The 26,628-nt window shown below is 62.5% G+C and carries 27 protein-coding genes and 2 pseudogenes; 12 read left to right on the top strand and 17 right to left on the bottom strand.

From position 1 onward, the window contains the following. The first annotated feature begins 71 nt into the window (after positions 1-71). Positions 72-926, top strand: a complete 855-nt coding sequence (locus ACFSGJ_RS10425) for a cytochrome c oxidase assembly protein (protein ID WP_390261291.1) — start codon at positions 72-74, stop codon at positions 924-926. Positions 927-1,145: 219 nt separating this feature from the next. Here the strand turns inward: ACFSGJ_RS10425 and ACFSGJ_RS10420 are convergent, their stop codons facing one another. From ACFSGJ_RS10420 to ACFSGJ_RS10410, 3 genes are all read right to left on the bottom strand, one after another. Next, entirely contained in the window at positions 1,146-1,658 is a 513-nt protein-coding gene (locus ACFSGJ_RS10420; RefSeq protein ID WP_040618649.1) for a L,D-transpeptidase family protein, read from the bottom strand. Positions 1,659-1,840: 182 nt separating this feature from the next. Then, the gene (locus ACFSGJ_RS10415) at positions 1,841-2,122 is read right to left on the bottom strand and encodes a TFIIB-type zinc ribbon-containing protein (protein WP_390261303.1); all 282 of its coding nucleotides are present in this window, start codon (positions 2,120-2,122) and stop codon (positions 1,841-1,843) included. Between the two features lie 34 nt (positions 2,123-2,156). Next, a complete protein-coding gene (locus tag ACFSGJ_RS10410) occupies positions 2,157-4,511 on the bottom strand; it encodes a heavy metal translocating P-type ATPase (RefSeq protein ID WP_043772560.1) in 2,355 nt (784 codons plus the stop codon). Positions 4,512-4,693: 182 nt separating this feature from the next. Between ACFSGJ_RS10410 and ACFSGJ_RS10405 the strand changes: the two genes are divergently transcribed. Beyond that, positions 4,694-4,978: a hypothetical protein gene (locus tag ACFSGJ_RS10405; protein ID WP_043772563.1), complete on the top strand. Its 285-nt coding sequence runs from the start codon at positions 4,694-4,696 to the stop codon at positions 4,976-4,978. 47 nt (positions 4,979-5,025) lie between these two features. On the opposite strand, the gene ACFSGJ_RS10400 is transcribed toward ACFSGJ_RS10405, so the two are convergent. From ACFSGJ_RS10400 to ACFSGJ_RS10350, 11 genes and pseudogenes are all read right to left on the bottom strand, one after another. Then, positions 5,026-5,688: a L,D-transpeptidase gene (locus ACFSGJ_RS10400; protein WP_009503854.1), complete on the bottom strand. Its 663-nt coding sequence runs from the start codon at positions 5,686-5,688 to the stop codon at positions 5,026-5,028. Positions 5,689-6,170: 482 nt separating this feature from the next. Continuing rightward, a protein-coding gene (locus ACFSGJ_RS10395; RefSeq protein WP_240504185.1) for an IS5 family transposase occupies positions 6,171-6,940 on the bottom strand; the annotation gives its coding sequence in 2 pieces (ribosomal slippage) (positions 6,171-6,604 and positions 6,604-6,940; 771 coding nt in all). Positions 6,941-7,000: 60 nt separating this feature from the next. After that, positions 7,001-7,354 (bottom strand): annotated as a pseudogene (locus ACFSGJ_RS20640) (c-type cytochrome); the annotation flags it as partial. After that, entirely contained in the window at positions 7,347-7,841 is a 495-nt protein-coding gene (locus ACFSGJ_RS10385; protein WP_043772565.1) for a DUF411 domain-containing protein, read from the bottom strand. The gene ACFSGJ_RS10385 and the pseudogene ACFSGJ_RS20640, both read right to left, overlap by 8 nt. Then, a complete protein-coding gene (locus ACFSGJ_RS10380) occupies positions 7,841-8,770 on the bottom strand; it encodes a WD40/YVTN/BNR-like repeat-containing protein (protein ID WP_233128156.1) in 930 nt (309 codons plus the stop codon). Before ACFSGJ_RS10380 ends, ACFSGJ_RS10385 begins: the two co-directional genes overlap by 1 nt. A 17-nt stretch (positions 8,771-8,787) precedes the next feature. Then, the gene (locus ACFSGJ_RS10375) at positions 8,788-9,453 is read right to left on the bottom strand and encodes a multicopper oxidase domain-containing protein (RefSeq protein WP_235939874.1); all 666 of its coding nucleotides are present in this window, start codon (positions 9,451-9,453) and stop codon (positions 8,788-8,790) included. Positions 9,454-9,981: 528 nt separating this feature from the next. Further along, a pseudogene (locus ACFSGJ_RS10370) lies at positions 9,982-10,182 on the bottom strand (hypothetical protein); the annotation flags it as partial. 58 nt (positions 10,183-10,240) lie between these two features. Next, positions 10,241-11,665 carry a mercury(II) reductase gene (gene merA, locus ACFSGJ_RS10365; protein ID WP_043772569.1) on the bottom strand — a complete coding sequence of 475 codons (1,425 nt, stop codon included), beginning with the start codon at positions 11,663-11,665 and terminating at the stop codon, positions 10,241-10,243. A gap of 4 nt (positions 11,666-11,669) precedes the next feature. Further along, positions 11,670-11,903 (bottom strand): mercury resistance system transport protein MerF, encoded by a 234-nt coding sequence (gene merF, locus ACFSGJ_RS10360; RefSeq protein WP_082033411.1) that lies wholly within the window; start codon positions 11,901-11,903, stop codon positions 11,670-11,672. Between the two features lie 4 nt (positions 11,904-11,907). Then, positions 11,908-12,213 carry a heavy-metal-associated domain-containing protein gene (locus tag ACFSGJ_RS10355; RefSeq protein ID WP_038068071.1) on the bottom strand — a complete coding sequence of 102 codons (306 nt, stop codon included), beginning with the start codon at positions 12,211-12,213 and terminating at the stop codon, positions 11,908-11,910. Between the two features lie 18 nt (positions 12,214-12,231). Continuing rightward, positions 12,232-12,621, bottom strand: coding sequence for a mercuric transporter MerT family protein (locus ACFSGJ_RS10350; protein ID WP_043772411.1), 390 nt, complete (start codon positions 12,619-12,621; stop codon positions 12,232-12,234). A 75-nt stretch (positions 12,622-12,696) separates the two neighbouring features. Here ACFSGJ_RS10350 and ACFSGJ_RS10345 point away from each other — a divergent pair, with 75 nt between their 5' ends. Further along, positions 12,697-13,113, top strand: a complete 417-nt coding sequence (locus ACFSGJ_RS10345) for a MerR family transcriptional regulator (RefSeq protein WP_043772414.1) — start codon at positions 12,697-12,699, stop codon at positions 13,111-13,113. 57 nt (positions 13,114-13,170) lie between these two features. Here the strand turns inward: ACFSGJ_RS10345 and ACFSGJ_RS10340 are convergent, their stop codons facing one another. Continuing rightward, positions 13,171-14,241 (bottom strand): hypothetical protein, encoded by a 1,071-nt coding sequence (locus ACFSGJ_RS10340; protein ID WP_043872360.1) that lies wholly within the window; start codon positions 14,239-14,241, stop codon positions 13,171-13,173. Between the two features lie 226 nt (positions 14,242-14,467). Here ACFSGJ_RS10340 and ACFSGJ_RS10335 point away from each other — a divergent pair, with 226 nt between their 5' ends. Beyond that, entirely contained in the window at positions 14,468-15,352 is an 885-nt protein-coding gene (locus ACFSGJ_RS10335; RefSeq protein WP_390261285.1) for a recombinase family protein, read from the top strand. A gap of 78 nt (positions 15,353-15,430) precedes the next feature. Here the strand turns inward: ACFSGJ_RS10335 and ACFSGJ_RS10330 are convergent, their stop codons facing one another. Both ACFSGJ_RS10330 and ACFSGJ_RS10325 read right to left on the bottom strand, forming a co-directional pair. Further along, positions 15,431-15,826 carry a PIN domain-containing protein gene (locus ACFSGJ_RS10330; protein ID WP_390261301.1) on the bottom strand — a complete coding sequence of 132 codons (396 nt, stop codon included), beginning with the start codon at positions 15,824-15,826 and terminating at the stop codon, positions 15,431-15,433. Then, complete coding sequence (locus tag ACFSGJ_RS10325; RefSeq protein WP_018065893.1) at positions 15,816-16,043, bottom strand: AbrB/MazE/SpoVT family DNA-binding domain-containing protein; 228 nt, start codon at positions 16,041-16,043, stop codon at positions 15,816-15,818. The genes ACFSGJ_RS10330 and ACFSGJ_RS10325 overlap by 11 nt, the downstream gene beginning before the upstream one ends. Positions 16,044-16,251: 208 nt before the next feature. On the opposite strand from ACFSGJ_RS10325, the gene repA reads away from it, so the two are divergent. From repA to ACFSGJ_RS10285, 8 genes are all read left to right on the top strand, one after another. Continuing rightward, positions 16,252-17,445 (top strand): plasmid partitioning protein RepA, encoded by a 1,194-nt coding sequence (gene repA / locus ACFSGJ_RS10320; RefSeq protein ID WP_010400282.1) that lies wholly within the window; start codon positions 16,252-16,254, stop codon positions 17,443-17,445. After that, entirely contained in the window at positions 17,429-18,361 is a 933-nt protein-coding gene (repB, locus tag ACFSGJ_RS10315; RefSeq protein WP_390261282.1) for a plasmid partitioning protein RepB, read from the top strand. The genes repA and repB overlap by 17 nt, the downstream gene beginning before the upstream one ends. 212 nt (positions 18,362-18,573) lie before the next feature. Then, positions 18,574-19,785, top strand: a complete 1,212-nt coding sequence (gene repC / locus ACFSGJ_RS10310) for a plasmid replication protein RepC (protein ID WP_390261300.1) — start codon at positions 18,574-18,576, stop codon at positions 19,783-19,785. Positions 19,786-19,954: 169 nt separating this feature from the next. After that, entirely contained in the window at positions 19,955-22,126 is a 2,172-nt protein-coding gene (locus tag ACFSGJ_RS10305) for a ParB N-terminal domain-containing protein (protein ID WP_390261281.1), read from the top strand. 101 nt (positions 22,127-22,227) lie between these two features. Then, positions 22,228-22,701, top strand: coding sequence for a hypothetical protein (locus tag ACFSGJ_RS10300; protein ID WP_390261279.1), 474 nt, complete (start codon positions 22,228-22,230; stop codon positions 22,699-22,701). 388 nt (positions 22,702-23,089) lie between these two features. Then, positions 23,090-23,254 carry a hypothetical protein gene (locus ACFSGJ_RS10295; protein WP_007803240.1) on the top strand — a complete coding sequence of 55 codons (165 nt, stop codon included), beginning with the start codon at positions 23,090-23,092 and terminating at the stop codon, positions 23,252-23,254. 163 nt (positions 23,255-23,417) lie between these two features. Further along, positions 23,418-23,777, top strand: a complete 360-nt coding sequence (locus ACFSGJ_RS10290) for a hypothetical protein (RefSeq protein WP_390261276.1) — start codon at positions 23,418-23,420, stop codon at positions 23,775-23,777. Between the two features lie 91 nt (positions 23,778-23,868). After that, complete coding sequence (locus tag ACFSGJ_RS10285; RefSeq protein ID WP_390261274.1) at positions 23,869-26,598, top strand: HAD-IC family P-type ATPase; 2,730 nt, start codon at positions 23,869-23,871, stop codon at positions 26,596-26,598. Positions 26,599-26,628 lie beyond the last annotated feature (30 nt).

The following is a 26,628-nucleotide window of genomic DNA, read 5'->3' as shown; positions in this document are numbered from 1 at the left end:
ATGAAACCGCTTGACCCGACGGGTCGAGCCTGACTCCATGCACCAGTCGGCCAGACTGCCCGAGGCGTGGAATGGCTGCCCACGATGCCGTGGAATCGATGCCCATCTTCCGTGGAATACGCACGCTCGCGCCATTGGGGCACAGTCTGTTTTCGGTACATCAGGTCGAGCATCTTCTTCTGCGACTGGTAGGACCGCTTCTTATCGCGGTTTCTCAGCCCTGGCTTGGCCTTCAAGCTGGATTGAAAAGGGAATGGCGCCGACGCCTTGCCGCGATTGGGCGTGCGCGCATCCCGCGATTCTTGGCGCTTCCTGCATCTGCCACCTCCCTGTTGATTGGCGCGCTTTTCGTCTGGCAGATCCCGATGATCTACGCCCTTACACAACGTATTGCGGCGATGGAAGCGCTGGCACATCTGTCTATGGTGCTGGCGGGGCTTTGGTACTTTGCTATGCTGTTCGATCCGCGTGATTCGCCTGAAGGAGCGCGGCGCGGTGCTCGACTGATGTCAGGGTTCGTGGTGATCGTTTCCAACATCTTTCTGGGCTCCCTGACAACGCTCAAGGAGGTGCCCCTCTATGGATCAGAAATCATCGCAGCGAGCGGTGGTCGACTTCGCGCCCTGGCTGACGAGACAATCGGCGGCTACGTAATCTGGGTCCCGTCGTCGATGGTTCTCATCGTGGCAATCATCCTGGTGCTGAACGGCTGGAACGCGGCGGAGGAACGGCGCTGGACGTCCCGCTACGACCTGATGCGCCAATCGAATGCGGCGGCGCTCGAGTTTCCGGAAACCGCGGAGGAACTGCGTCTGAAAGTAGAGAAGCCGAACCGGGACATGGGCCGTACCCTCGCCCTTGGCGCATTCGCCATGTTCATGGTTGTCATGATTACCGTCGTGACCATCGTCTATGCCCTCGGATAGATTGAATTCGACATGATACCAGACGTATTCTTCCCCGCTAGGGCCCGCCTGTTTCGCCACTGCCACGGCTGGACACATATTGTAGTGTCCTTACGCGTACCGGGTGCTTGCGCTGGCCCACGGCGGCGAGCGTCACTTTGGCCGTGATCGCCATCGAAGCGATCAACGTGGCCCTGTGCCGACGATTTGCCTGATCTGACGGAAGATCATCTCCTCCCATCAGGCGTAGATGTCGATCGGTGTTCCGTCTTTCACCATTGCATAGATGTCCTCGATCTGCCGATCTGTGACCGCGATGCAGCCAGCTGTCCAGTCGCGGACGTCCGTTGGGTCGATGCCTGGGCGTGGACCACCATGGATGAAGATGTCGCCGCCGGGGGAAAGGCCCTGCGCTTCAGCAAAGGCGATGTCGGCCTCATTCGGATAGGAGATGCCAACCGAAAGATGATACGTACTTTCGGGGTTGCGCTTATCGACTACGTAAGCGCCCTCAGGGGTCCGGCCGTCTCCCTCGAATTGCTTGTGACCCTCAGGAGCGAAACCCAGCCCGACCGGATAGGTTTGCAATACGCGATCGGCTCCGTCCAGAACAAGCAAACGCTGCCCCTTGTAAAGCCGAACACGGGTCACCTCGGGTCCGCCATAGCTGCGGAACTTGCTGGCACAGCCAGACAAAAACGCTGCCAACCCGCCCAACAGGACGGCGCGGCGGGGAAATCGGATGGTTTTCACTGCTCGATGCCTCTTTCGTGAGGTCTGATATGGACATTACGTTACCTTGCAAATGCTGCGTGATCAATGTCCGTGGGCAAGCGCGGCCTTTGCCATCTCTGGACCAACCTGCTCACCGCTGAATGCCTTGCGGGCCTACCGCAGCGCCTTGAGGGCGACCGGCAGGGAGGCCACGGCAAGCCTTAATCGAACAACTCGTGAAGCCAGGATTTGCGGCGATAGCCGTGCTTGCCGCCGCCGTGCTTTCCGCGCCGGTAGCCGCGATCATCGTCGTAGCCGCGCGGCTCAGGCACCCGCTGAGGCGCCACATCGGGTGCCGAACGCTCGATGATCTTGTCCAGTTCGCCTCGGTCTAGCCAGACACCCCGGCAATCGGGACAGAAGTCGATCTCGATCCCCTGGCGGTCGGTCATGCTCAAGGGCACCTCGCAAACCGGACACATCATCCTGCCCTTCACGCTCATGTCTCGTCTCGGCTCCTTTCCGGGTTCTCCCAGTTCAATGACCATGTGCCAGCGCCCCTTTGGCCAAGCCTTCGCCAACCTGCTCACCGCCGGACGGCGGTGCCTTGGCCTCTTGGCTGTTCAGCAGGCGCAGGGCGTTGGCCACCACCAGCAATGACACTCCTACATCGGCTGCAATAGCGCCCCACATCGATGCCACTCCGAACGCAGTAGCGACGACGAAAACGCCCTTGGTCGCCAAGGAAATACCGATGTTCTGATGGATAATCGACATTGTCCGGCGCGAATGACCGATCAGCCAAGGCACCTTGCCGAGATCGTCGGTCATCAGGGCTATATCCGCCGTCTCGATTGCCGCGTCCGAACCAACGGCACCCATTGCGATGGCGTAATGCGCGCGCGCCATGGCCGGGGCGTCGTTGACCCCGTCGCCGATCATGGCCACCATGTCATGCGTTTCGACCAGTTCTTCGATGGCAGTCACCTTGTCTTCGGGCAGAAGCTCGGCACGGACCTCGTCGATGCCGACCTCGGCTGCAACAGCGCGCGCTGTCCGCTCGTTATCACCGGTCAGCATGACGATGGTCTTCACACCCTCCGCGTGAAGCTGCGCCACGATGCCTTTGGCATCCGGGCGGATACGGTCGCGCAATTCCAAGATGCCGGTGACACCGGTGTCGTCGCCCACGGCAACAAGGGTGCTGCCAGCCCCTTCGATGCGGTCGCGCAAATCCTTCGGAATGGCGTCGCCGAAACCCTTCTCCTCGGCAAACCGGTCCGACCCCAGCCAGATCGACCGGCCGTCTGTGCGTCCTTCAAGTCCCCTGCCGGGAACGGTTCGGGTATCTTCCGCGGCGGACACCTTGATGCCGTCGGCTTCTGCCCGCGCGAGAATGGCGCGCGCCAAGGGATGCGAGGAACGTGCCTCCAGCCCAGCGGCGAGGGTCATCAGATCTCGCGCCGATGCTTTGCCCAGCGGATGCACCGCCGCCACCTCGGGCTCGCCCATGGTGATCGTGCCGGTCTTGTCCATGGCCAGTGCAGTGGTCTTGCCCGGTGCCTCGATATATGCACCGCCCTTGATCAGCACCCCGGCCCGCGCTGAGGCGGTGAGTGCGGCGACGATGGAGACCGGTGTCGAGATGACCAGAGCGCATGGGCAAGCGATCACCAGCAGCACGAGTGCATTGTAGAACCAATAATCCCAAGCCCCCCCGAAAATGAGCGGCGGCAACAGGGCAATTGCAATGGCGAGAGCCATGACGATAGGCGTGTAGATGCGGGCGAACTTCGCCACCCACTGTTCCACCGGCGCGCGGCGGGCATGGGCGTCGCCGACCATGCGGATGATCTTGGCCAACACGGTGTCCGAGGCGGCCTTCGTGGCGCGCACCGTCAGTGTGCCTTCGCCGTTGATCGTACCGGCATAGACTTCGTCGCCCCGTTCCTTTGGGACCAGCGCACTCTCTCCGGTGATTGGCGCCTGATCGACGGCCCCTGCCCCATCGACAACCTCACCATCCAATGGGATGCGGTCTCCGCCGCGCACGATGAAACGTGCGTTGATAGCAACCGCAGAAGCCGGAACGTCCGCTTCCGAGCCGTCATCATGAAGAACTCTTGCCGTCGGCGGCGCCAGGTCGAGCAGAGCTGAAACCGCATTCCTCGCACGCCCGACGCTCCAGCTTTCGAGATAAAGCGAGAGCGAGAAGAAGAACGCGACCGTCGCCGCCTCGAAAAATTCGCCGAGGCCAATTGCACCCGCGACTGCGACGACCATCAGCAGGTTCATGTCGGGCGACAGCCTCCGTGCAGACGACCATGCCTTGGGTGCCACGAGCCAGACACCGAACAGGATCGCAACCGCGAATAGCCCTGCCTCGACCAGTGGCATCGGCGCTTCGCCGTGCCCTGCGAAGAGGCCGAGTGCCCCCCCCATGCCGGTCTCGATGATGTGCCACAGAAATCCCGCGGCCCAGAAGCCGCCACTGAGCGCCGTAAACAGCTGCTGGCGTGCAAGATGGGCCGCCTGGTCGACCGACGCGTTTTCGGCATCCCAGGGCTTGGCGGTCATGCCGGTGCTTGCGACCAGTTCTGCAATTTCGCCGTCCGATACACTCTTGGCGCTGTCGAGAATAGTCATCCGTCCATTGATCACGTCGAACGCGAGATGCTCGGCCCCGCCGATCTTCGGGCCGACCACCTTGTTCAGGATTGCTACCTCCTCGGCGCAATCGAGGCCGGACACCTGAAAACTGCGCCCGCACGCTGGCGCGGGGATCGCCGGAACGATGTCGCCGCACGTTCCGGCGCTCCCGCAGCAGCTGCCGCCGCTTTTCTGGGCATCTTCGGCGTGATCGTGGTCGTGACGATGGGTGTCGGACGGCATGAATGGACCTCTGGATTCGGGTGCTTTTCCATGACATAGCCCCTACAGTAGCTAGAGCTTCAAGAGCAAAATACGGTGGTATTTCAGTTTGTTTTATTGCTAGAGGATGCGGCGACCGGCTCCATCACGCCTTGAGGCATGAAAAGCCGATGCAAAGAAAAACAGACACGAAAGGAAGCTTGATGCGGGTTTTGATGCTGAAGCAAAAAATAATGTTTGCAGTGGCGCTGTCGCTTACGGCCGGGTGCGCAATCCAGCCGACTGGATCGGGCGACTCGGCAGACCAGCCGGGCAACGTTCCCGAAGCTGTGATTGCAATGGCTGCCCCGGATCAGGATGTTGCAACCGCGCGCTTGGTGCCGGAAGACGGGTGCTACTGGTACGAACACAGCGGCCCCGTTGAAACGACCTTGTTGCCGCTGCGCACGGTGAACGGCAATCCGATCTGCGTCGCGCGGGAAGCGTGACGACGACCCGCACGTCACATCATTTCGCTCAAAGCTAATTACCTCATTCAACTTCTCGCGGTAACACTGTCCTCAGCCGAATAAAGATGTGCTGTCGATCCAATCTCGACGTTCGGATAGAGCTCGTTGATGTGTGCCATAACCATCCGCACGCAACCCGAACTCGCGCGACCGCCGATGCTTCTCGGATAGGGTGTGCCGTGTATCCGAAGATAGGTGTCGCGATCTCCGACATAGAGATAGAGCGCCCGCGATCCCAAGGCGTTTTGAGGGCCGGGTTCCATCCCGTCGGCCCATCTTGCGTTTTCAGGATCCCGCTCGATCATGTTCTGTGTCGGCGTCCAGTGCGGCCACCTGACCTTGCGCTTGATGTTATAAACACCTGGCTCGTAGAGGTTGCCCCGCGCGATCGCCACGCCGTAGCGCATCGCGGTTCCACCCTCCTCAATGTGGTAGAGATATCGCGCAACCGCATCGACATGGATGTCTCCTGGCACGAGGCCGTCCTTCGCGTCCACACGCTGAGGCAAGAAACGTGGGTGTAGTCCCCAAGGGTTTGACGTGGCCGGATCGAAGCCGGGCGGGCTGACTTGCGCGTCCCATTCAGCCTTCTGCGCTTCGGTGGGCCAGCTATCGGCAAACACAGGGTTGGCCACAGTCGCCGAAAAGAGCGCTGTTGTCGTTTGAATGAAGTGTCGTCTTGTCAGCATTTCGTACCCTTTCGGTTCCCGCCGACGATTGATGGCAAGAACGGTATATGTTCTCCTTGAATAGATAGGACTTCTAGTGGCTGGAGGTTCAAGGGCAAATTTTCGTGAACGCATGCACGCGACCCTGGTAGCACATGCTTGCCTTGCGGGCGGGTTAACGGCCAACCAGGTCAGGTCCGAATTAGCGTGGTAAAGCGGGAGTCAGGGGGCGGAGTAGGACAGATTTGCCGAATTGGTCCCCCGGTGGATCGGTTTTGGTCGAAAGATACTATCCTGACACCCTGTCGATCTTCACCCGCCCGTGTCATTGGCCGAAACTTCGGCTTGGAACTCACGTTGTCGCTCAGGCCAGGTGCTCTTGATGTAGACGAGGATAGCCGCGATCTCTGCGTCTGTCAGATCCTCTCCGAAGGCCGGCATGTCGCTCTCGTATCCCGGCACGACGGCCCCGACCCCGCCTTTAGTCAGGACTCATTCTCTCGTCATAGCCAGAACATGACGGTTGCGGCGAGGGCGACGGCGGAGAGGAAGACCTTCGGGCACCTGTCGTAGCGCGTGGCAACCCTGCGCCAGTCCTTCAGGCGGCCGAACATGATCTCGATCCTGTTGCGGCGTTTGTAGCGGCGCTTATCGTATTTGACAGGCTTGCCGCGCGACTTCCTGCCCGGGATGCAGGGCTTTATCCCCTTGTCTTTCAACGCATCTCTGAACCAGTCGGCATCATAGCCGCGGTCGGCGAGCAGCCATTCTGCAGATGGCAAGCTATCCAGCAGGGCCGCAGCACCCGTGTAGTCGCTGACCTGGCCTGCGGTCATGAAGAAGCGGATCGGACGTCCATCGGCATCGGTAACGGCGTGCAGTTTGGTGTTCATGCCGCCCTTGGTCCGGCCGATCAAACGACCCCTCTGATCGCTTGGCCCCCCTTTTTCGACCGCAGGCTGGTCGCCGTGCGGTGCGCCTTCAGATAGGTCGCGTCGATCATCACCGTCCTCGGAACGGCCGCCTCGGAGGCCAGCCCCTCCATCATCCGGGCAAAGACACCCTTGTCGCCCCATCGCTTCCAACGGTTGTAGAGGGTCTTGGGTGGACCATACTCCTTCGGTGCATCACACCACCGCAAGCCATTGCGATTGATGAAGATAATGCCGCTCAGCACTCGCCGGTCATCGACACGCGGCTTGCCATGGCTCTTGGGAAAGAATGGTTCCAGACGGGCCATCTGCGCATCCGTCAGCCAGAAAAGGTTGCTCATTGATCGGTCTCCTTGCGGAGGCTGAATCATGCCGAAAAAGGAAGATCAATGGGTCCTGACCCTAGTGATCTGAAAAAGCATGCGGTCTGAATGGTGCCAAGTGTGGCCTGAGTCATCATGCGGCGGGGCCGGCATTCTTCCTGTGTCAAGACGACGACGCCAATCGGGCTGACCCTCGAGGCTGGCACCATGGCAACTGGCGCAGTTGTCCGCATAAAGCTGTTGCCCTGCCATGACCTGGGATGCAAGCACGGGCTCTCCCAAAAACGTCAGTCCCTCGACACGCGGGTCAACCGGTTCCGATTGGGCCAGCACCACAACGCCGGTGGTCGCGAGCGCGGACACTAGGGCAGCGAGGTGCACTGACCGCCTGACCGTACACTTCGCCGATCGATCTTTCGGCCCCTTATTCATCGGCATAGATTGAGATTCCTTCCGGGCCAAAGGCGTAGGTCCTGAGCGTGCCTGACTTGACCGCAGCCATGCCCGGTGCGTTCGCGGGCATTCCCGGCAAGGTGATACCCGTTATCGCCGGACGGGTTTCCAGCAGCCGCTCGATGATGTCGACGGGGACGAGACCGCTGACATAGTAGCCGTCGATCTCGGCCAAGTGGCAGCCGATGCCCTGGGCGGGCACACCGACTTCGACCGAGCGTTTGTCGAAGTCGCGGTCATCCACACGCGTTACGGTAAAGCCGTGTTCTTCGAGATAATCCCCATAGGCATCACAGCAGCCGCAGCCCGGATCGCGCCAGATGGTGATCTGCCTTTCGCTGCCCGCCAGACCGGGCGCCACATCGCCTGTCGCTTGCGCCCAGGCCGATGTGGTCAGGCCCACCATTCCGACAATGCCGCTGCCAATCAGACCAAGCGCGTTTCTTCTCTGCATCATTTTCTCCATCATCGTTCTCCTGTTTCGATCCAGGTTGCGCCGCCGTCACGGCTGATTTTCAAGATGCCGCCCAACAGGGCAGCGATGTAGGTCTCGTCTCTTGGATGAACCGCAACAGCGGTCGCAGCTTTGCTCGCCCGCTTTTGCCAGATGACTCCGCCGTCCTGCGATGCCCAGAGGCCCGAACGCAGCGCGGCATACATCACTTCCGGCGCCGAGGGGGCACTGGCCAGCGACAGGATCGGTTCACCTCCTGGCAATGGCGCTTCGGACGGTGGGGCTTCACCCGCAACCAATGCGTCCATCGCATTGCCTGGCTGCACGTCCTGCCAGCGACAAAAGCAATCGGGCACCCGCGTTAGGCCAACCTCGGTGCCCGCATAGATCCAGATCCCGCCCATGCCGGTCTCAAGCTCGACCGAAGCCAGAGAAAGAAGTTCCCGCTCTGCGTCGTCGAGCCAGGGGCGGTCCATGGCGAGCGACCAGGTTGCACCGGCGTCTTCGCTCTTCCACAACCCGTCGCCGCGAAGCGAGGCATAGATCATGTCCGGGTTCCGCGAGGCGATAGCAACGGCAGTGATTTCTCCGTCAGGCAGCCTAGCTTCAAAGATACGCCACGAAGCGCCCCCGTCTTCGGAAATGCTGACACCGCCCTCGGCCAACCCCGCAACCACACGGCCGGGCCGGTCGCGATGGGTCGCCAGCGACAGCACGTTCCCCAGTGTCTCTGCCGCGGTCCAAGTCTGGCCGGCATCGTCACTGACGAACAACCCTCGATCTGCCAGCAGGATGGTATCACCATCAAAGGCCAGAGCCGCTGGATCACCATCGACTGCAGCCTGCACAAGCCTTGGCAACACCGTGGCTAAGCCGCTACCGAGGACGGCAGCAAGAACCTTGCGCCGGTTTGGCCGACATCCAATCTCAATCGATTTCAATCTGCTTGCTCCTCTGCTCATGCGACGCGGATCACGCCCATCATCCCGGCCGCCTGGTGCTCGAGGATGTGGCAATGGAACATCCAGTCTCCGGGATTGTCGGCGACCAGGGCGATTTCCACTTGCTCGCGTGGCGCGATCAGCACGGTATCTTGCCATTCGCGGAAATCGGTCGGCACCCCATCGCGGCTGATGACGCGGAAGGAGTGGCCGTGCAGATGGATCGGATGGTCGAAGGCCGTGGCGTTCGTCATCTGGAGGACATGACTCGCGTCGCGCTCCAATGTCAGGAAAGGATCGAGCATGTGCCCTTCGGCCGCAACGCCATTGACGAACCACATGCCGCCGCCCACGACGCCACCCATCATTCCGCCCATCATACTGCCGGACTGGCTTAGGCCCATCTGGCGCTCGACCATTGCTCCCATCATACCCCCGGTGAACAAGATTTCGTGACGACGGGCCGCGTTCAGATCAGGTTCGGCAAGCGGATTGGCTGGAAGGGCAATTTCCCATTCCGGCGGCGCGGCACGCAAGGGCGTGTCGTCAAAGACGACATCCAGCAGGTTGAATTCATTATCGCGATAGGCGCGGTCGACGATTGGAAGCGTGGTTCCCGGGTCGGCAGGGCAATCGAGCATTATGTCGGCACGCATCGCCGGGCCCAGCTGTTTCGGCTTCATGGGGCGGTCGCCCAACTCTATAAACTGACCCCGTCTGTCCACGGGGTGTCACGTAGCCCTTAATTGAGCAATCATGTCAAGGAAGGATAGCCTTTCAGGTGGGTCTATTACACCAATGTCATAGCAAAAATCGACGCTGTTATTTCTCAACCGATCGATCGATGCCACCGGAAAACCCATTCGGGTAGCCGATCCCGTTCACGGTCCTCATGATTTTGACATGCGCACCGGTTATTCGTTGGAATACTGGCCCTTGTTGTATTGTGCGGTCAGATGACTGGCGAAGATCTTGTCAATATTCCTGCAGCTGGGGATCTAGTCCGTGATCAGCATCAGGCCCAGATCCATCGAGTTTTGCACAATAAGCTTAATTGTCACCCCTTCGCATCCGGTATCAGGACGCCCCTGACCTACCCCAAGCACCGCTTTTTAACTTTGCCGCAACCCGTGCAATAGTGCTCAGCGAACCTTTACTGCCATTTGTCTCTACTTGTGCAAAAACGCTCCTGGTGGTGCCCATTTGGTTGCTCACATGCGCCACAATCGATACCGCCCCTGCCCCGTCACCTCCCGGATCAGGCCTCGCGCTTGCGTCCAGGCGAGATTGCGTTGCACGGCGGCACGGCTAGCGTTGGTCAGGGCCTCGCCCATCGGGGCAGAGACAAGGGGCCATTCGGTAAGCACGGCGCGCAAGGCGCGCGTGGTCTTGCCCGAAAGTGGGGTCATTTCGCCTGCCTTGCTCGTCTTAGACACGCTTGAGGGTCCAAGCTGGATAAATCTGCTCGTTTCATCCAGCGCAGCACGACAGCTTCGCGACATCCTTGTCGAAAGTCTGCGCGGCGAGTTTCAGCCCCTCGACCGTTGTCAGATAGGGGAAGATCGTCTCGCCGAGTGCCTTCGTCGTCATACCGATCTTAAGCGCCATGACCAGCGTCTGCACGCTGTCTGCCCCCTCCGGCGCCATGATCACGCCGCCAAGCAGACGGTCTGTCGCCCGGTCCGCGACCAGCTTGATCAGCCCGCGCGTATCGCGCGCGGCAAGCGCGCGAGGCACGTTGTCGAGGGTCAGCACGCTGGTCTTGACGTCATGACCCGCCGCGCGCGCCTGCGCCTCAGTCAGCCCGACCCCGGCGACCTGCGGATCAGTGAACACCACCCAGGGCATCGCCGCATTGTCGTATTGTTCGGCCCCGCCCATGACGGCGTTGCGGGCGGCCAACTTGGCGCCATAGGCGGCCATATAAACGAATTGATCGCGGTCCGTGACGTCACCCGCGGCAAAGATCCCGGGCTTTGTGGTCTGCATGTCGTCGCCAACCCGGATCGCACCGCGTGCGTCGGTCTCGACGCCCATCTCCGCGAGGCCCAGCCCCTCGGTGTTGGCGGCGCGCCCCGTCGTCAGGACGAGGCGGTCGGCCGTCAGTTCGCGCTCCGCGCCATTCACCGTCACGGTCAGCACCGCACGGTCTCCGTCGCGCCGCGCGGCGTGATAGGTTGCGCCGTCAAGAACCGTGACACTCCCGGCGCGCAAGACCTCGGTGAGCGCTTGCGCCACCTCCGGCTCGGTGCGCGGCAACAGGCGCGAACGGCAGACGATGGTAACCCGCGTGCCCATCCGCGCCATCATCTGCGCCAGCTCCACGCCGATATAGCCGCCGCCGAGGAAGATCAGGCTTTCGGGCAACTGGTCCAGATCCAGCAGCGACGTGCTGTCGAGCGTTGGTACGTCCCGGACCCCAGGGATGTCGGGCCTGGCCGGTCGACCGCCGGTGGCGACGATCACCTTGGGAGCCGTGATCCTGCGCCCGCCGACCTCGACCCCGCCGGGGACGAGACGGCCTGGACCCTCGTCGAGATAGGTCACACCCTCGTAGCCCGGCAGCAGATCGGCGTACTTCTTCTGGCGCAGTGTAGCGACAAGATCGTCCTTGGCCGCAACCAGCGCCGACCAGTCGGCGACCTGCGCCTCTCCGCTGAGGCCCGGGAAACGATGCGCCGACTGCGCACTGTGCAGGGCTTCCGCAGCGCGGATCATCGTCTTGGAGGGCACGCAGCCCACGTTCACGCAGGTGCCGCCGATGGTCCCATGCCCGATCAGCGCGACGCGCTTGCCGCCCTCGGCGGCGGTGATCGCGGCGGAGAAGCCAGCCGATCCGGCGCCGATCACGGCGAGGTCGAAATCGCCCGTGGGCGCCTTGGTTTCGAATTTCATGAACTCATCCATTTTCTTGAGATGCCCTGCGCCGCTGCCGCCGCCAGACGGCATAGATGGTTAGGCCGATTAAAAACGCCAGCGCGGGCAGCAGCACATAGTCGAGCCAACCCAGCCAGGCCGACAGGCCCACGGCGCCGAGAAGAACGACCAGGATCGGCGTGAAGCAGCAGAGCGCTGCGATGACGGTGCCGACGACACCTGTTGCAATCAGCTTGCGGTCTGTCCGCTCGGTCATCCCGTCAACCCGAGACGCGCGCCGGGTAGCCTGCATTGGCCGACGCGGTGGCGATCGCCTCTGCGCTGGTCGCGGCGGTGTCGAAGACGACAGTAGCGGTGCGCGCCTCGAAGTCGATCTCGACCGCGTGCACGCCTTCGACGCCCTCCATCGCGCGCTTCACGGTGACCGGACACAGCGCACAGGTCATATTGTCCACCGCGAAGGTGAGGGTCTGCTCGGCGGCGACGGTTTGCGCGACGGCAGGGATGGCCGTGATGGGTGCTGTGGCGGTCAGGCCGAACAGAACAAGGGCAAGGATCGTCTTCATGAGGGTGTCCTTTCGAGATCAGTAGAGAAGCGGAGCCCACCAGTCGATGGTGAGTGCAGCGAGGACGAGGATCAGGGAGGTCCAGAGAGCGGACTTGGTGATGCGCGCCGAGGATGGGCGCGCGCAGTAGGAACCGGGCTCGCAGACGGTCGGTTTGCGGAAATAGACCTGCCGGAATCCCGCCCCGATGAAGCCGAGCGAAATCACGGCGAAGATCGGCTTGAAGGGCTCCAGCGCCGTCAGGTTGCTGATCCAGGCCCCCGAGATACCGAGGGTCAGCAGCACCAATGGTCCGACACAGCAGGCCGAGGCGAGAAAGGCGCCCATCACCCCGCCCGCCGCAAGCCAGCCCTTTCGGGCGGGGCGATCCGCTGCTGAGGTGTCAGTTCTGTCGTCTGTCAGCGCCATGTCGCGCACCTTTCGTCTGTGGTTGACGATGGGTGTAGGGTCTGTAGTAGCTACAGGCTCAAGAGGAAAACCCCCATGATCGATCACGAAAGCGAGAGCAGCTTAACACGCGGCGACCTGGCCCGGGCGACCGGATGCAACATCGAGACGATCCGCTATTACGAGAAAACCGGCCTGCTGCCCGACCCGCCGCGCAGCGCCGCAGGCTACCGGATATATTCCGCCGCACACGCCACGCGCCTTCGCTTCATCCTGCGCGCCCGCGAGCTCGGGTTCTCGATGGAGGACATTCGCGGGCTGATGGGGCTCGACGATGGTGCCGCGCCGACCTGCGCCGAGGTCAAGGAGCGGACAAAACGTCACCTTGCGGACGTGCGGGCGAAGATCGCGGATCTCCGGCGGATCGAATCCGTCCTCGCTGCAACGGCATCCAGGTGTTCTGGCGCCGAAGTCCCCAACTGTCCGGTGCTCGACGCGATTTCTGGAAACTGAAAACTATGACACGAACTTCCCGAACTCTTGAAGCTCCCATGCATCGAACTGGAAGATTCAAGATCGTGCCGCTACCCATATCTTGAATCGCCCCTGGCCGGTCACCTCGCGGATCAGGCCTCGCGCTTCCATCCAGGCAATATTGCGTTGAACGGCGGCACGGCTAGCGTTGGTCAGGACCTCGCCCATCGGGGTAGAGACAAGGGGCCATTCGGTAAGCACAGCGCGCAAGGCGCGCGGGGTCTTGCCCGAAAGCGGTGTCATTTCGGCTTCCGCCCGCGCTGACCATGCTTCGACATCGTCTAGGTGCCGCATTGCTGTCAGACATGCCGTCTCCATCCCCTCAAGCCAACGCGCCAAACGATCAGCGGGTGGGCCGCCAGCGCGCAGCCCCCCTGCCCCACCCATGGCCAGAGGTGCAAAGACTGCTCCCTTGCCCTCGCTGGCCGCGATCCGCGCGGCCGTGACTGCCGCTTCCATTCGATCGCCCTGCTGCCCAAGGCCCGCAAGGCTCCAGAGGTGATAACCCGCGCAGGCACGGGTTATCGGGTGCAGCTCGGCGGCTTGCGCCATCAGGTTCAGCCAACCGCCCGCGCGATCCGCGAAAGGCTCGGCGTCATCGACCATGTTCTCGGGATCGCGACGATCGAGGAAGGCAGAAAGGTCCACCTCTGGGCCTGGTCCCCCTGTCAGACGACGTACCGCCCAACCGACACGCGCCAGTGCTGCGGGGTCCTCTTGAACGCCTGACAGGCGCATGGATATCCAAATAGCAATGCGATCCGGGCCAATGCGGTCACCCGCGAACCAGCTGAGGTCGGCAGCCTCGATCAGGGCAAGCCTGTGCCGCCATCCTTCCGGGCTGCGCTTCAGGCGGTCGTCCAGCGCGCCGACGCGACCGGCCACACGGGCAAGACGCGCGGCATGACCTGCCTCTGCTTTCCGCCAATCGTCGAGGACCTCGCCTTCACGCAGTTCGGCCCGTGGTCCTGGTGGCAAGTAATCCGGCTCCTCTTCCATCGGACCGGGCAGGAACCAAAGATCGTCTTCGGACGACTGTTCCACCTCCTCAGCGTCGAGGAAGAGAGCGTCCGATTCATCATGAAAGGCAGGCACTTGAGGCTTCATATGTGCAAAATACTGGAATTTTGCTTTTTACCCAAGGGTTTTGTCGGAATGCGCCCGCGCTCCTTATATTGCATGCGCGCGGCACGGTCTGCCAGAACTCTCTGATCGCGCTCAGCCTATGCAAACTAAGGGGTTTCTGATGAGCAGTGCCACAGAGCACGCTCTTGCATTCGTTTACAAACGGTCGTTTAGTGGCAGCATATGAAACTGCAAACGGCCTGTTTTGATGCCCCTGATCGGCTATGCGCGCGTCTCGACCGAGGATCAGACCCCCCTGCCCCAGTCGCAGGCCCTGAAATCCGCGGGCTGCGCGGAGATCCATGAAGAACAAGCCTCGGGCGGGAACCGCGCGCGGCCAGTGCTGGCCCGCGTGCTCGAGCGGATTAGCAAGGGCGACACGCTGGTTGTCGTGCGCATCGACCGTCTGGCGCGGTCGCTGTCGCACCTCCTCGAGGTGATTGAACGGCTGGAAGCCAGGGGCACCTTTTTCCGCTCGCTTATGGACCCGATCGACACGTCCTCGCCGCAGGGCAAGTTCACACTCCAGGTCCTGGGCGCCGCGGCCGAGTTCGAGCGCGCCCTGATCCGCGAACGCACCAAGGCCGGTCTGGCCAGCGCGCGAACCAAGGGCCGGGTCGGCGGCAATCCGGGCCTGCGCGCCCGCGATCCGGCGGCGTTGCGCAAGGTACGGTTGGCGCGACAGGACGGCTATATGGAGCGGCTGAACGAGACGGCTCAGGACTGGGTGCCCCATGTCCGCCGCCTCCGGCCCGACTTGGCTTGGGAAGATGTGGTGCGGATCGTCAACGGCCCCCTGCCCCACGAGCGTCAATGGACGCAAAGCCGGCTTTTGCGCGCGGTTAACGCCTATGTCCGGGACGGCTTCCTGCCGCCCACGGTACTGGCCCGCGCCGGCCGCCGCGAAACCGACGACCGCCTGCCCGCCATTGTCGCTGCCATCAAGGGCGCGGACCCCGAGATCACGCTTCAGGCGATCTGCACCAGACTGGAAGCGATGCGGGAGCGCACGCCCCGCGGGCGGACAAGCTGGCAGCCCTCCTCGGTGAAGATGCTGCTGGAGCGGGCTGAGAGACTGGGGCTGCTTGAGTAGTCGCGCTACCTTGCAAATCCTCCACGACATGGAAGGATTACAAGGTTGTGGTCGGGACCACGCTCAGTAGCTGTCCGGTCATGTAAAGGGGTTGACGATGCGAAGCTGGCCTTCGACCAGCAGGCCATCTTGCATGTCCTCGCTCCACAGCGTGGTGCAGCCCGCAACCAAAGCGCTGGCTACGATCATGGCGTCGTAGATCGAGAAGCCGTAGCGTTCCGCCAAGGCGCGGCCGACGTCGTGGGTCTGAAGGGTCAGGTCTTCGACGGGGCACAAGGCGCGAATGCCCTCAAGAAACGTCCCTGTTTCCTCCCAGCTCAGGCCAGCCTTGCGGCGACAGTTCACCAGCGTCTCGTTCAGGACCTGAACGCTGATCCGGGGCCCCTGCCCCAGAGTAACCTCGGCGCGATCGGCCTTCGGGCCATCGTCGAGCAGGTAAAGAACGACATTCGTGTCCGCGAACTCAGCGCTCATGCGCGTCATCGCGGCTCAGGCGTTCCGCAGCGGGCAGCTTGCCCCGGAAGCGGCGCAGACCCGTCAGCACCTCATCCGCGCGCGCCAGACGACGGACTCTGACTTGGCCGTCGTCCTTGACCAGATCGATCTGATCGCCTTCTTTGAGGCCAAGTTCCCGAACAAGCTCGGCGGGCAGGCGGACGGCAAGCGAGTTGCCCCATTTCGCGACCTGCATCGTAGCCTCCTGAGTTGATACACGGACAGGAATGTATATCATGTTGGTTGCATGGGCAAGCCTGTCCGCTGCTTGGGCTACTCTTGTGCGTCACGCAGTGGCTGACACCAGATTTAGAAAGTGCTTGCACGAATCTGATCGGTCAGGCAATAGTCTCGAAAAATAACGCGCGGTCACATAAAAATCGCGCCCACGGATCGAGCGGGGCATGACCGAGATAGACAAAGACCTGGACGTCGCCATTGGCCACTACGCCGAACTCCTGGCTTCGAACCTGCATGCACAACGTGCAGCGCACTTCCCACCCGATGCGAAGAAGGTGATGCGCAGCTTGACGAGCGGTGAGGCGGCCGAGTTGCTCGGTGTCGATCATACCTACCTTCGCAAACTTCATCGGGAAGGCAAGATCACTGACGTTGAGACGACGGCCGGTAGCCATCGCCGCTACACCCTCGACGATGTCTGGGAGATCAGACAAAGCCTTGAGGCCAACGCCAAGAAGCCGGGAACGTACGTGCCGGGCCGTCGTAAGGGCGACGAGCTGCAAGTCATTTCCGTTGTGAATTTCAAGGGTGGAAGCGGCAAGACCACCACATCAGCGCACCTTGCGCAGAGACTCGCGTTCAAGGGTTATCGTGTGCTGGCCATTGATCTGGATCCGCAGGCGTCGTTGTCCGCCTTGCACGGGATCCAGCCTGAACTGGACCTCATGGAGGGCGGGACGCTGTACGACGCAGTCCGGTATGACGACCCTGTTCCGGTTTCCGAGGTCATCAGGAAGACCTACATCCGTGGCCTGGATCTCATTCCGGGCAATCTCGAGCTCATGGAGTTCGAGCACGAGACCCCGGCCGCGATCCAGCGCGGCGGCGCCCGCGCTTTCTTCGCGAGAGTCCGAGACGCCCTCGACAGCGTCGAAAGTGACTACGATGTCGTCGTGATCGACTGCCCTCCGCAACTGGGCTTCCTGACCATGTCTGCCCTTTCCGCGTCCTCGGGCGTCCTGGTGACGGTCCACCCGCAGATGCTTGACCTCATGTCCATGTCGCAGTTCCTGCGGATGACGGCCGACCTGCTGGGCGTGATCCGCGATGCAGGCGCCAACCTGCGGTTCGATTGGCTCCGGTTCCTGCCGACCCGCTACAAGGTGGGCGACGCCCCGCAAACCGAGGTGATCGCCTTCATCCGCGGGCTCTTCGGGCGTTCGGTGCTGACCAACCACATGGTCGAGTCGACGGCGATATCGGATGCCGGGCTGACCAAGCAGACCTTGTATGAGGCGGACAAGAAGGACTTCACGCGCCAGACCTTCGACCGCGCCATCGAGTCCATGAATGCCGTCAACGACGAGATCGCTGCGATCATCCAAAGCACGTGGGGACGCAATGGCAAGAAAGCCTAAACTGGGACTGCCCTTGCAGACCTTGCGCAATGCCCCCGACGCTCTTGAGGGGCGCAGGCTGCGGGGCGGCGTGTTCGAGATCGAGCCTGACCATGTCGAGACCGTGGGCAGGCTGGATGACCGTCTTCAAATCGAGATTGCGGGGCTGAAGGCATCGATCTCCAGAAGTGGCCAACGGGTGCCGATCCTCGTGCGACCTCTCGAAGGGGATCGCTACAGCCTGATCTACGGGCGGCGTCGGCTTGAAGCCTGCCGGGATCTCGGGATCAAGGTCCGTGCGATCGTCACCGAAATGGACGGGGATCAGGCGCTTCGGGATCAGCTGCTCGAGAACCAAGAACGCCGCGACCTGAGCTTCATCGAACGTGCCTTGGTGGCGGCAGCCTTGCTCAATGGCGATCACCTGGGAGAGGCGGAACGCACCAACAAGGGCGTGGCAGAGGTTCTAGGTCTTACCGAAGCTGGTGTGTCGCAGCTGTTAAGCGTCGTCCGCGCGGTTGGCGAGAGCCTCGTCCTAGCGATAGGTGCTGCGCCAGGTATCGGCCGGCCTCGTTGGGAGGAACTCAAGAAGTCACTGGGCGATGCATCTGTGGACCGCGAGAACCTCGCTGCAGTAGCGGCAGAGACCAGGTCCTCTCACTCCGGTGGACCTGACGAAAAGTCGGACGCCGCGTTCCTGGCCGTCCTCGCCGCAGTGGTGCAGGCAGAGCGGCCGACCTGCCCATCAAGCCCCCGAGGGGCACCTAGTGTGGCCATTCCGGGTGTCGGGGCTGCAACCATCGCGACAGGGCGCCGCGGCCGACAGTTCAAGCTCGAGCTGAAGGCCGAGGACAGAGATTTTGTCAGCTGGCTTGAGGGCAAGGCCCCGCAGCTGATCGCCGAGCTTCACGAGCGCTGGAAGCGCAAGGAAGACTGAGGAAGAGCAACAACCAAAAAGGAGGCACGAGACAGGCAGAAAAGAAAAAGGCCCCGAGAAGCAAGCTTCACGAGACCTTTCTTAGGTTTCGCACGGGACCAGCCCGCTACAAAACTCAGTTTTCGCACCTCTGAATGTAGCGATCTGGCCCCTTTCCCGCAAGCGCAAAGCGATTCGCGGGCCAGGGAAATTTTGCCTTCGTGAATGACATCATGGAGTACACACCGATTTCGCCGTTTATGCGGCCGATCTCGCACGCCCATCTGCGCGTGGTCGAGCGGCCTGAGGTATCTGTTCCGGGTAAGCCCATCAACAAGTGGGAACTCCTGCGCGAACTGTCCAAGGCGCAAGCGGCCTTTGGGGTCACAGAACGTGATTTGACGGTCATGCAGGGTCTTCTCAGCTTCTTCCCGGACGATGCGCTTGGCGGGAATGCCGAGATGGTCGTCTTCCCGTCCAACAAGGCGATCTGCGAGCGGCTGAACGGCATGCCCTGCTCTACTATGCGCAGGCACATTGCCCGCCTGGTGGACGCTGGCTTGCTCATGCGCCGCGATAGCCCCAACGGGAAGAGGTATGTCCGCAAGCATGGCGAAGAGCGCGTGGCTTTCGGCTTCGATCTCTCGCCACTCTATTGCCGGTCCGAAGAGGTGGCACGGGCCGCAGAGGCCGTGCGTGAGGCCGAGGACCGTGTGCGGCGACTGCGGGAGGTCGTGAGCCTGATGCGGCGCGATCTCGCTGCCCTCGCGGAGTTTGGAGAGGAGATCCAGCCCGGCCTTGGCCTGTGGGATCAGTTTCGCGACAAGGCTGTCTTCACAGCGCGCGCCCTGCGCCGCAAGCTCACGCTTGAGGAGCTCTCCGCATATCGGACCGACCTTGAAGCCCTTCTCGATCGCGCACGCAACGTCATTGATGGCCCTGAAACAGAAGAAATGAACACCAATGATGCCAGTTTTGAGCGCCACCATCATAATTCAAATGAAGAATCTATAGATCTTGAACCTGCCTTAGAAAAAGGCGGGGCGGCGGCCGACGCGCCAGATGTTGAAACGGATGCACCTGATGCTGACGTGGAAGAAGCCGACACAAGACGCGTGCCAAAGATCCCGCTCCATCTGGTGATCGCTGGCTGCCCGTCGCTCAAGACCTTTTACCAGGGCGACATCCGCCATTGGCATCAGCTTTTCGACGCGGCTTGCCAAGTACGGCCTGCCATGGGGATCAGCGCGTCCGCTTGGGAAGAAGCGCAACGGTTCATGGGCCCCGAGCAGGCATCGATCGTTGTCGTCGCTATGCTGGAACGCTTTGCGGACATCCGGTCGCCCGGTGGCTACCTCCGTGCGCTGACATCCAAGGCAGCGGCGGGCGAGTTCTCCTGTGGGCCGATGGTCATGGCGCTGATGTCCCGGCGAAATGCTGCATAACAGCTGTTAAGTCTCTTGGAGCGATCATCAAGTTCGGCGCGACTTTACAGCTGTTAAGTCACGCGGCGATGCGTCGGTAGCAGAAGAGAGGAAAAGGTTGGTGGGTTGAGGGGTGACGGGAAGTGAGATCGGGAGAGTGGCTTCCGGCGCCCGTAGTGGAGAAGATCTGATGGCGAAAGCAGCCCAGAAAATCACCCTGTCCCCCTCACGGGACATCCCCTTCGACAAGCTCGTGCTGAGCCAGTCCAACGTGCGGCGCATCAAGGCCGGCGTCTCGGTCGAGGAGCTGGCCGAGGACATCGCCCGGCGCGGGCTTTTGCAGAGCCTGAATGTTCGGCCCGTCCTTGATGCCGATGGTGTCGAGACCGGCACGTTCGAGATCCCGGCCGGTGGTCGGCGCTTTCAGGCGCTGTCGCTCTTGGTGAAGCAGAAGCGGCTGGCCAAGACCGCGCCGATCCCCTGCATCGTGCGGGATGCGGCGTCGGAGATCCTCGCCGAGGACGACTCGCTCGCAGAGAACATGCAGCGCGTGGCTCTGCACCCGCTGGACCAGTTCCGAGCCTTTCAGGCCCTGCGCGAGAAGGGTCAGGGCGAGGAAGCGATCGCGGCAGCCTTCTTCGTCACGCCGCAGATCGTCAAGCAGCGCCTGAAACTCGCCTCCGTGGCCCCTGCCCTCCTCGATGTCTATGCCGAGGATGGCATGACGCTCGAGCAGCTGATGGCCTTCACGGTGAACCCCGACCACGGGCGTCAGGTGCAGGTCTGGAATGCAGTGAAGAATTCCTGGAACAAGGAGCCCTATGCCATCCGGCGCATGCTCACTGAGACCTCGGTCCGAGCCTCAGATCGTCGCGCGGTCTTCGTCGGTGTCGATGCCTATGAGGCGGCGGGCGGTGTCGTCCTGCGTGATCTGTTCCAGGGCGATGACGGTGGCTGGCTCGAGGACCCTGCCCTGCTCGATCGTCTGGTTACTGAGAAGCTTCGGGCAGAAGCCGAGGCGCTGACTGCAGAGGGCTGGAAGTGGATTGAGGTCGCGACCGATCTGCCGTATGGCTACAGCCACGGCCTGCGGCGTCTGGCCAGTGATCCCGCCCCGATGACCGACGAGGAAAGCGCGTCCCATGCGGCGCTCCTCGCCGAGTATCGTGCGCTGGAGGAGGAGTATTCCGGCCAGGACGAATACCCCGAGGAGATCGATGCCCGGCTCGGTCAGCTCGAGATGGCGATGGAAGCTGTCGAGCAGCGGCCGCTGATCTACGACCCGGCCGAGGTTGCACGCGCGGGCGTCTTCGTGACGCTGGATCGGGACGGCAGCCTTGCGATCTATCCCGGCTATGTCCGGCCCGAGGACGAGCCGCGCGAGGAGACCGCGGTCCAGGATGGTGATGGCGCGGATGACATGGGGCAGGGGGGTGATGTCGGTGTTTCCAGCCAGAAACACTCGGGGACCTCTGTCGGCGGCACTGTCATAACTTCGGGTGGTCAGCCGATCGGCGTGGATGCGTCCGATGAGGAAGATGACGGTGCGCTGAAGCCGTTGCCCGAGCGACTGGTCATGGAACTGACGGCCCACCGGACCCTCGCACTGCGTGAGGCCATCGGGCGGTCGCCCGACGTTGCGCTGACGCTCCTGCTCCTGAAGCTGGTGACAGATACCTTCCGCATCTCCTCTGCCTCGGGCAGCTGCCTCGAAGCCTCGGTGCGCCAAGTCTATATGTCGGCGCAGGCGCCCGATCTGAAGGACAGCGTCGTCGCCAAGCTGGTCGACGAACGTCATGCCGCCTGGGAGGCCGATCTGCCTCTCGGCGATGATGCCGCCCTCTGGGACTATCTGTCCGTTCTCGACCAAGGCAGCCGTCTGGCGCTGCTGGCACATTGCCTCAGCTTCGGGATCAACGCGCTCCATGAGAAGGTGAACCCCTATGGGGGTGGCATCTCCGCCAGCAGTCTGACTCGTCGCATGGCGCATGCCGACCTCGTGGCCCGCGCGGTCGATCTCGACATGGTCGAGGCAGGCTGGGAGCCGACGGTAGACGGCTATCTCAACCGCGTGCCCAAGGCCCGGATCCTCGAGGCCGTGCGCGAGGCGAAGGAGGAAGGGACCGCGCAGCTTCTCGACCACCTGAAGAAGGGTGAGATGGCGACGGAAGCCGAGCGGCTTCTCAAGGGCAGCGGTTGGTTGCCCGAGGTCCTGCGCCGGGCCGATCTGGTGACGTTCGACGGAGAGGCGGTCGGAGAACGGCAGGGGGAAGATGCGGGCGATCCCGAAGACATCGCTCTCCCGGCCTTTCTGACGGCCGATTTGCCGGACAGCGATGCGTCGATGATGGCGGCAGAGTGATCTGAGCCATCCGGGGGGCGGGGAAACCCGCCCCTCTATCTCACAAAACACAGCAATATCAATATGATGAATGCGGATACTCGCATTCGGGATGAGGAATCATGTCTGCAACAAACATCATCGACATAGCCCCTTTGGGGGCGCTCATTCGCTACACCGACGGCAGTCCCAAGCCGCCGGCACGCTTCACCAAGAAGCTTGCCGCCTGGGAGCGTTCGAACGGCGTCGGTCGTCTCGTGAAGAAGGAGCCGCCCCGGGTCTATCCGACCTGGACCGCTCCGGCCTCCTTCACGCTGCATGAAGGGAACTTCTCCTCGGACGGGGTCATCCTGGTCACCATCATGCGCAGCCATTCGGCGGATAGCCGTCTGATCTTCGAGGTGGCCGAGGAACCGAAGCCCGGGCAGGTGCGCGTGCTTCTGGACTTCGGCGGCAACATCGAACTCTTGCATCTGGCGGAATCGATCACCGCGGCCGAGCTCTGGATCGCACGGGAGGGCTACCGAAACGCGCGGCTCGAGATCGTCGGTGCCGAGGACGGCGATAGGGCAGGGGACGCAGACCTGGCCGCCTGAGCCCTGACAATGCGTGAGGGGCCTTCCGAAAGGCGGGCCTCTCACCGACCAGACCCTCGTCCCGCGAAATCGCGGGGCGCCAAAGGATCCATCCCCCAATACGGAGGTCTTCAACCGAGAGCTTGCCCGGGAGGCTGGCGGCGTTAGAAGCATCAGCGGGACAATTGGCTCCTGACGTTGGGGCACCAGCCCCCGCTCGCCATTCCCTTCCTTGCCCCGAATCCTGTCTTCGAGATCAACCCGCGAGGGGTCGGACTACGGGCGAGCCCGTGCCGCCGGGTGGATTCGGGCAAGCCGAACGCACCCGGTGATGTCAGCCAGTCTTCGGGCCTGCGGGGTCCTGTCGCGCGGAGGATGGTCCCCCGCCTCCCAGACAGGAGCCAAACAGATGTCCCGCAAAGATGCACACGCCTTCGCCGCCTCCCTCGCCGCTACGCTCATGGTCTCGATCGTCGTCTTCCAGGCAGGGGATGGAACCTTCGGCGCCGTCCCCGCCGACGAAATCGACGGAGACGAGGTCGTGATCGTCTCGGAATACGATCCCTTCGGGTGAGGCTTCGGCCTCACTTCCCGAGGGCCTGGGCACGGCGCAGGCCCGGCTCCGGGCGTTTCACCGTCCAACTGGCGTGACAAGCGGCTTCGTATCGTCGCCTTCTCATCATAAGGTCACCCGTTGGTGGCTCACATGTGGCCAAAGCAGTGTGCAGTGGCACAGTGTGACGATTGATGGTAAAAAATCTGGGATGAGAGAAATGCGCCCTTCTGACAACATTCTGAGAAGACTGGCAGAGACTGGTCTGCACCAAGGGGGGTTGGCGGCCGCCGGGAAACTGATGTGGCGCGCCGTTCTATTGGGTACTGCCCTTTACTTGATCCTCGGTAATGACCCCGATGCCAACCTCAAACTGAATGGCGTGTCCTATATCGCGGCCGTCGTCTGGTCATACTACGATGGAGTCTTTGCAAAGCGGATATGGTCAATCGCCTTCCTTGAGGCGATCTTTCTGCATCTCGCCGGCATACAGGTCGGCAATCTGCTTGCCACAATTTTCGGCAACCCCCTGTTCGGGTCTTAATCGGCCCAACCCAATCAATTTGCTCGCAAAAATGTGACGGGTGTCTATGATAGGATGACCCGTCTTTTCTCGCCCGTCGTTGGAGCTTTGGATGCTCGATCTTGCTGATTGCGCCGCTAAAGAAGGCTATCGGACGTTTCGCACCGCGCACGACCGGGATGCGACGCATGTCGTCGAAGACCTTGCTTCGACCGCGCATGGGCTGAGCGCTGATGAAGCCGAGCGGCGCCTGCGACAGCATGGTCCCAATTCGATCCCAACCGGCACGCGGCGCCACCCGGTCCTTCGCTTCCTTGCCCATTTCAACAACGCGCTGATCTATTTCCTGCTGGCCGGGGCGGCGGCGGCGGCGGCGCTGGGGCATCTCGTTGATACGGGCGTGATCCTTGCGGTCGTCCTGGTCAACGCGGTCGTGGGCTTCTTGCAGGAGGGCAAGGCCGAGGATGCGCTGGCGGCGATCCGCAACATGATCGCGCCACGCGCCAGTGTGCTGCGCGACGGCCAGCGCGTCAGCGTTCCCCAGGCCGACCTTGTCCCCGGCGACGTCGTCCTGATCGAGGCGGGCGATCGGGTCCCGGCGGACTTGCGCCTGCTACGTGCGCGCAGCCTGCGGATCGATGAGGCCATCCTGACCGGCGAGTCCGTGGCGGCGACGAAACATACCGATCCGGTAGACGCAAACGCGGCCCTCGGTGACAGGCGGTCGCTGGCGTTTTCCGGCACATTGGTTGCCACAGGGCAAGGAACCGGCATCGTCTTCGCGACTGGCCTGCAGACCGAGATCGGGCGCATCAGCGAGCTGCTGGGCGGCGTCGAGGAACTGACCACGCCGCTTTTGCGGCAAATCAACCGCTTCGGCCAGCGATTTACCCGGTTCGCCTTTGTCGGTGCGGCGGTCCTCTTCTTATTTGCGATCACCCTGCGCGGCTACCAATGGGACGAGGCGCTGATGGCGGTCGTCGCATTGGCGGTCAGCCTGGTGCCAGAGGGATTGCCCGCCGTCATCACCATCACACTGGCCATCGGAGTGCAGCGGATGGCGGCGCGAAACGCCGTGATCCGCCGCCTTCCGGCGGTCGAGACGCTCGGGGCCACCTCTGTCATCTGTTCGGACAAGACCGGGACGCTGACCCGCAACGAAATGACCGTCCGCCGGGTCGTCACACCGGGGCAGGCGATTTTCGTGGATGGCTCCGGCTACAATCCCGGTGCGCATCGGCTGTTTGAAGACACAGGCCCCCGCAGTCCTGCGGGCCACGCCACGTCCCTGTCGCTGATCCGCGCCGGTCTGCTGTGCAACGACGCCCGGCTGCGCGCCAACGGGGCGGAATGGCATGTGGAGGGCGACCCTATGGAAGGGGCGCTTGTCACCTTGGCGATGAAGGCCGCTTTCGATCCCGAGAACGAGCGTGCGGAATGGCCGCGTCTGGACGAGATCCCCTTCGATGCCGCGCATCGCTTCATGGCGACCTTGCACAAGATGTCGCTTGCCGAGCCTGTGGTCCTGGTCAAGGGCGCGCCCGAGGCCGTTCTGGCCATGTGCACGAGACAGGAGGCCCCGGACGGGCCGACCGTGCTGGATGCGGGGTACTGGTCGGACCGGATCGCGGAAGCCGCGGCGCAGGGTGAGCGGGTTCTTGGCTTTGCCATGCGGCATCTACCAGAAGGAACGGAGCGCATCGATTTTCCCGATGTCGAAACCGGGCTGACGTTCCTTGGCATCGTCGGTTTCATCGACCCGCCGCGGGACGAGGCGATCCGCGCGATTGCCGAATGCGCCTCGGCCGGGATCGCGGTGCGCATGATCACCGGCGACCACGCCGCCACCGCCAAGGCCATCGCGCGTCAGCTTGGGCTGGGTGAGGATCCGGTCGTGCTGACAGGACATGACCTTGACCAGGTGTCGGGGGAGGACTTCGCCCGGGCCGTCCGTGAAACGGTCGTGTTTGCCCGTACCAGCCCCGAGCACAAGCTGCGCATCGTGCAGGCACTTCAGGCCGAGGGCCGGGTCGTCGCCATGACGGGGGATGGCGTCAACGACGCGCCCTCGCTGAAGCAGGCGGATGTCGGCATCGCGATGGGCGTCAAGGGCACCGAGGCCGCCAAGGAGGCCTCGGAAATGGTGCTGATGGACGACAACTTCGCCTCGATCGTCGCGGCCGTCCATGAAGGCCGCACCGTTCATGACAACATCCGCAAGGTCGTGGGCTGGACGCTGCCAACCAACGGTGGCGAGGCGCTGACCGTGGTCATCGCGATCCTGTTCAACTTCGCCATGCCGATGACGCCGGTCCAGATCCTCTGGGTCAACCTGATCCTTGCCGCGACGCTTGGCCTTGCGCTTGCTTTCGAACCTTCCGAACCCGGGGTCATGCGCCGCCTGCCGCGCCGGCCGAACGCGGGGCTGCTCACGCCCTTCATCCTGTGGCGGGTGATCGTGGTCTCGCTCCTCTTCGCGGCGATCTCTCTTGGGGTGTTCTTCTGGGCGCTGAACCAGGGTCGCGATCTCGAGACCGCCCGGACCATGGTGGTGAACACGCTGGTGGTGCTGGAGATCTTCTATCTCTTCAGCGTGCGGTTCCTGCACATGACGTCCTTCACCTATACCGGGGTGAAGGGCACGACGCCGGTGTGGATTGCGCTGGCGGTCGTTGTGGCCGGGCAGCTTGCCTTTACCTATCTGCCGATCATGAACACGATCTTCGGATCGCGCCCACTCACGCTCGGGGAGGGAGCACTGATCATCGCGCTTGGGGCGGCGAGCTTCGTGCTTCTCGAGTTCGAGAAGCACTTCATCCGCCACCGCTTTCGGGATGACTAGCCACCCTGAAAGCCTCGACAGGCTGCGCCC

This window comes from Halodurantibacterium flavum (genome assembly GCF_042681825.1).
Taxonomy (GTDB): Bacteria; Pseudomonadota; Alphaproteobacteria; order Rhodobacterales; family Rhodobacteraceae; genus Halodurantibacterium; species Halodurantibacterium flavum.
This window is presented reverse-complemented; position numbering and strand designations above follow the sequence as displayed.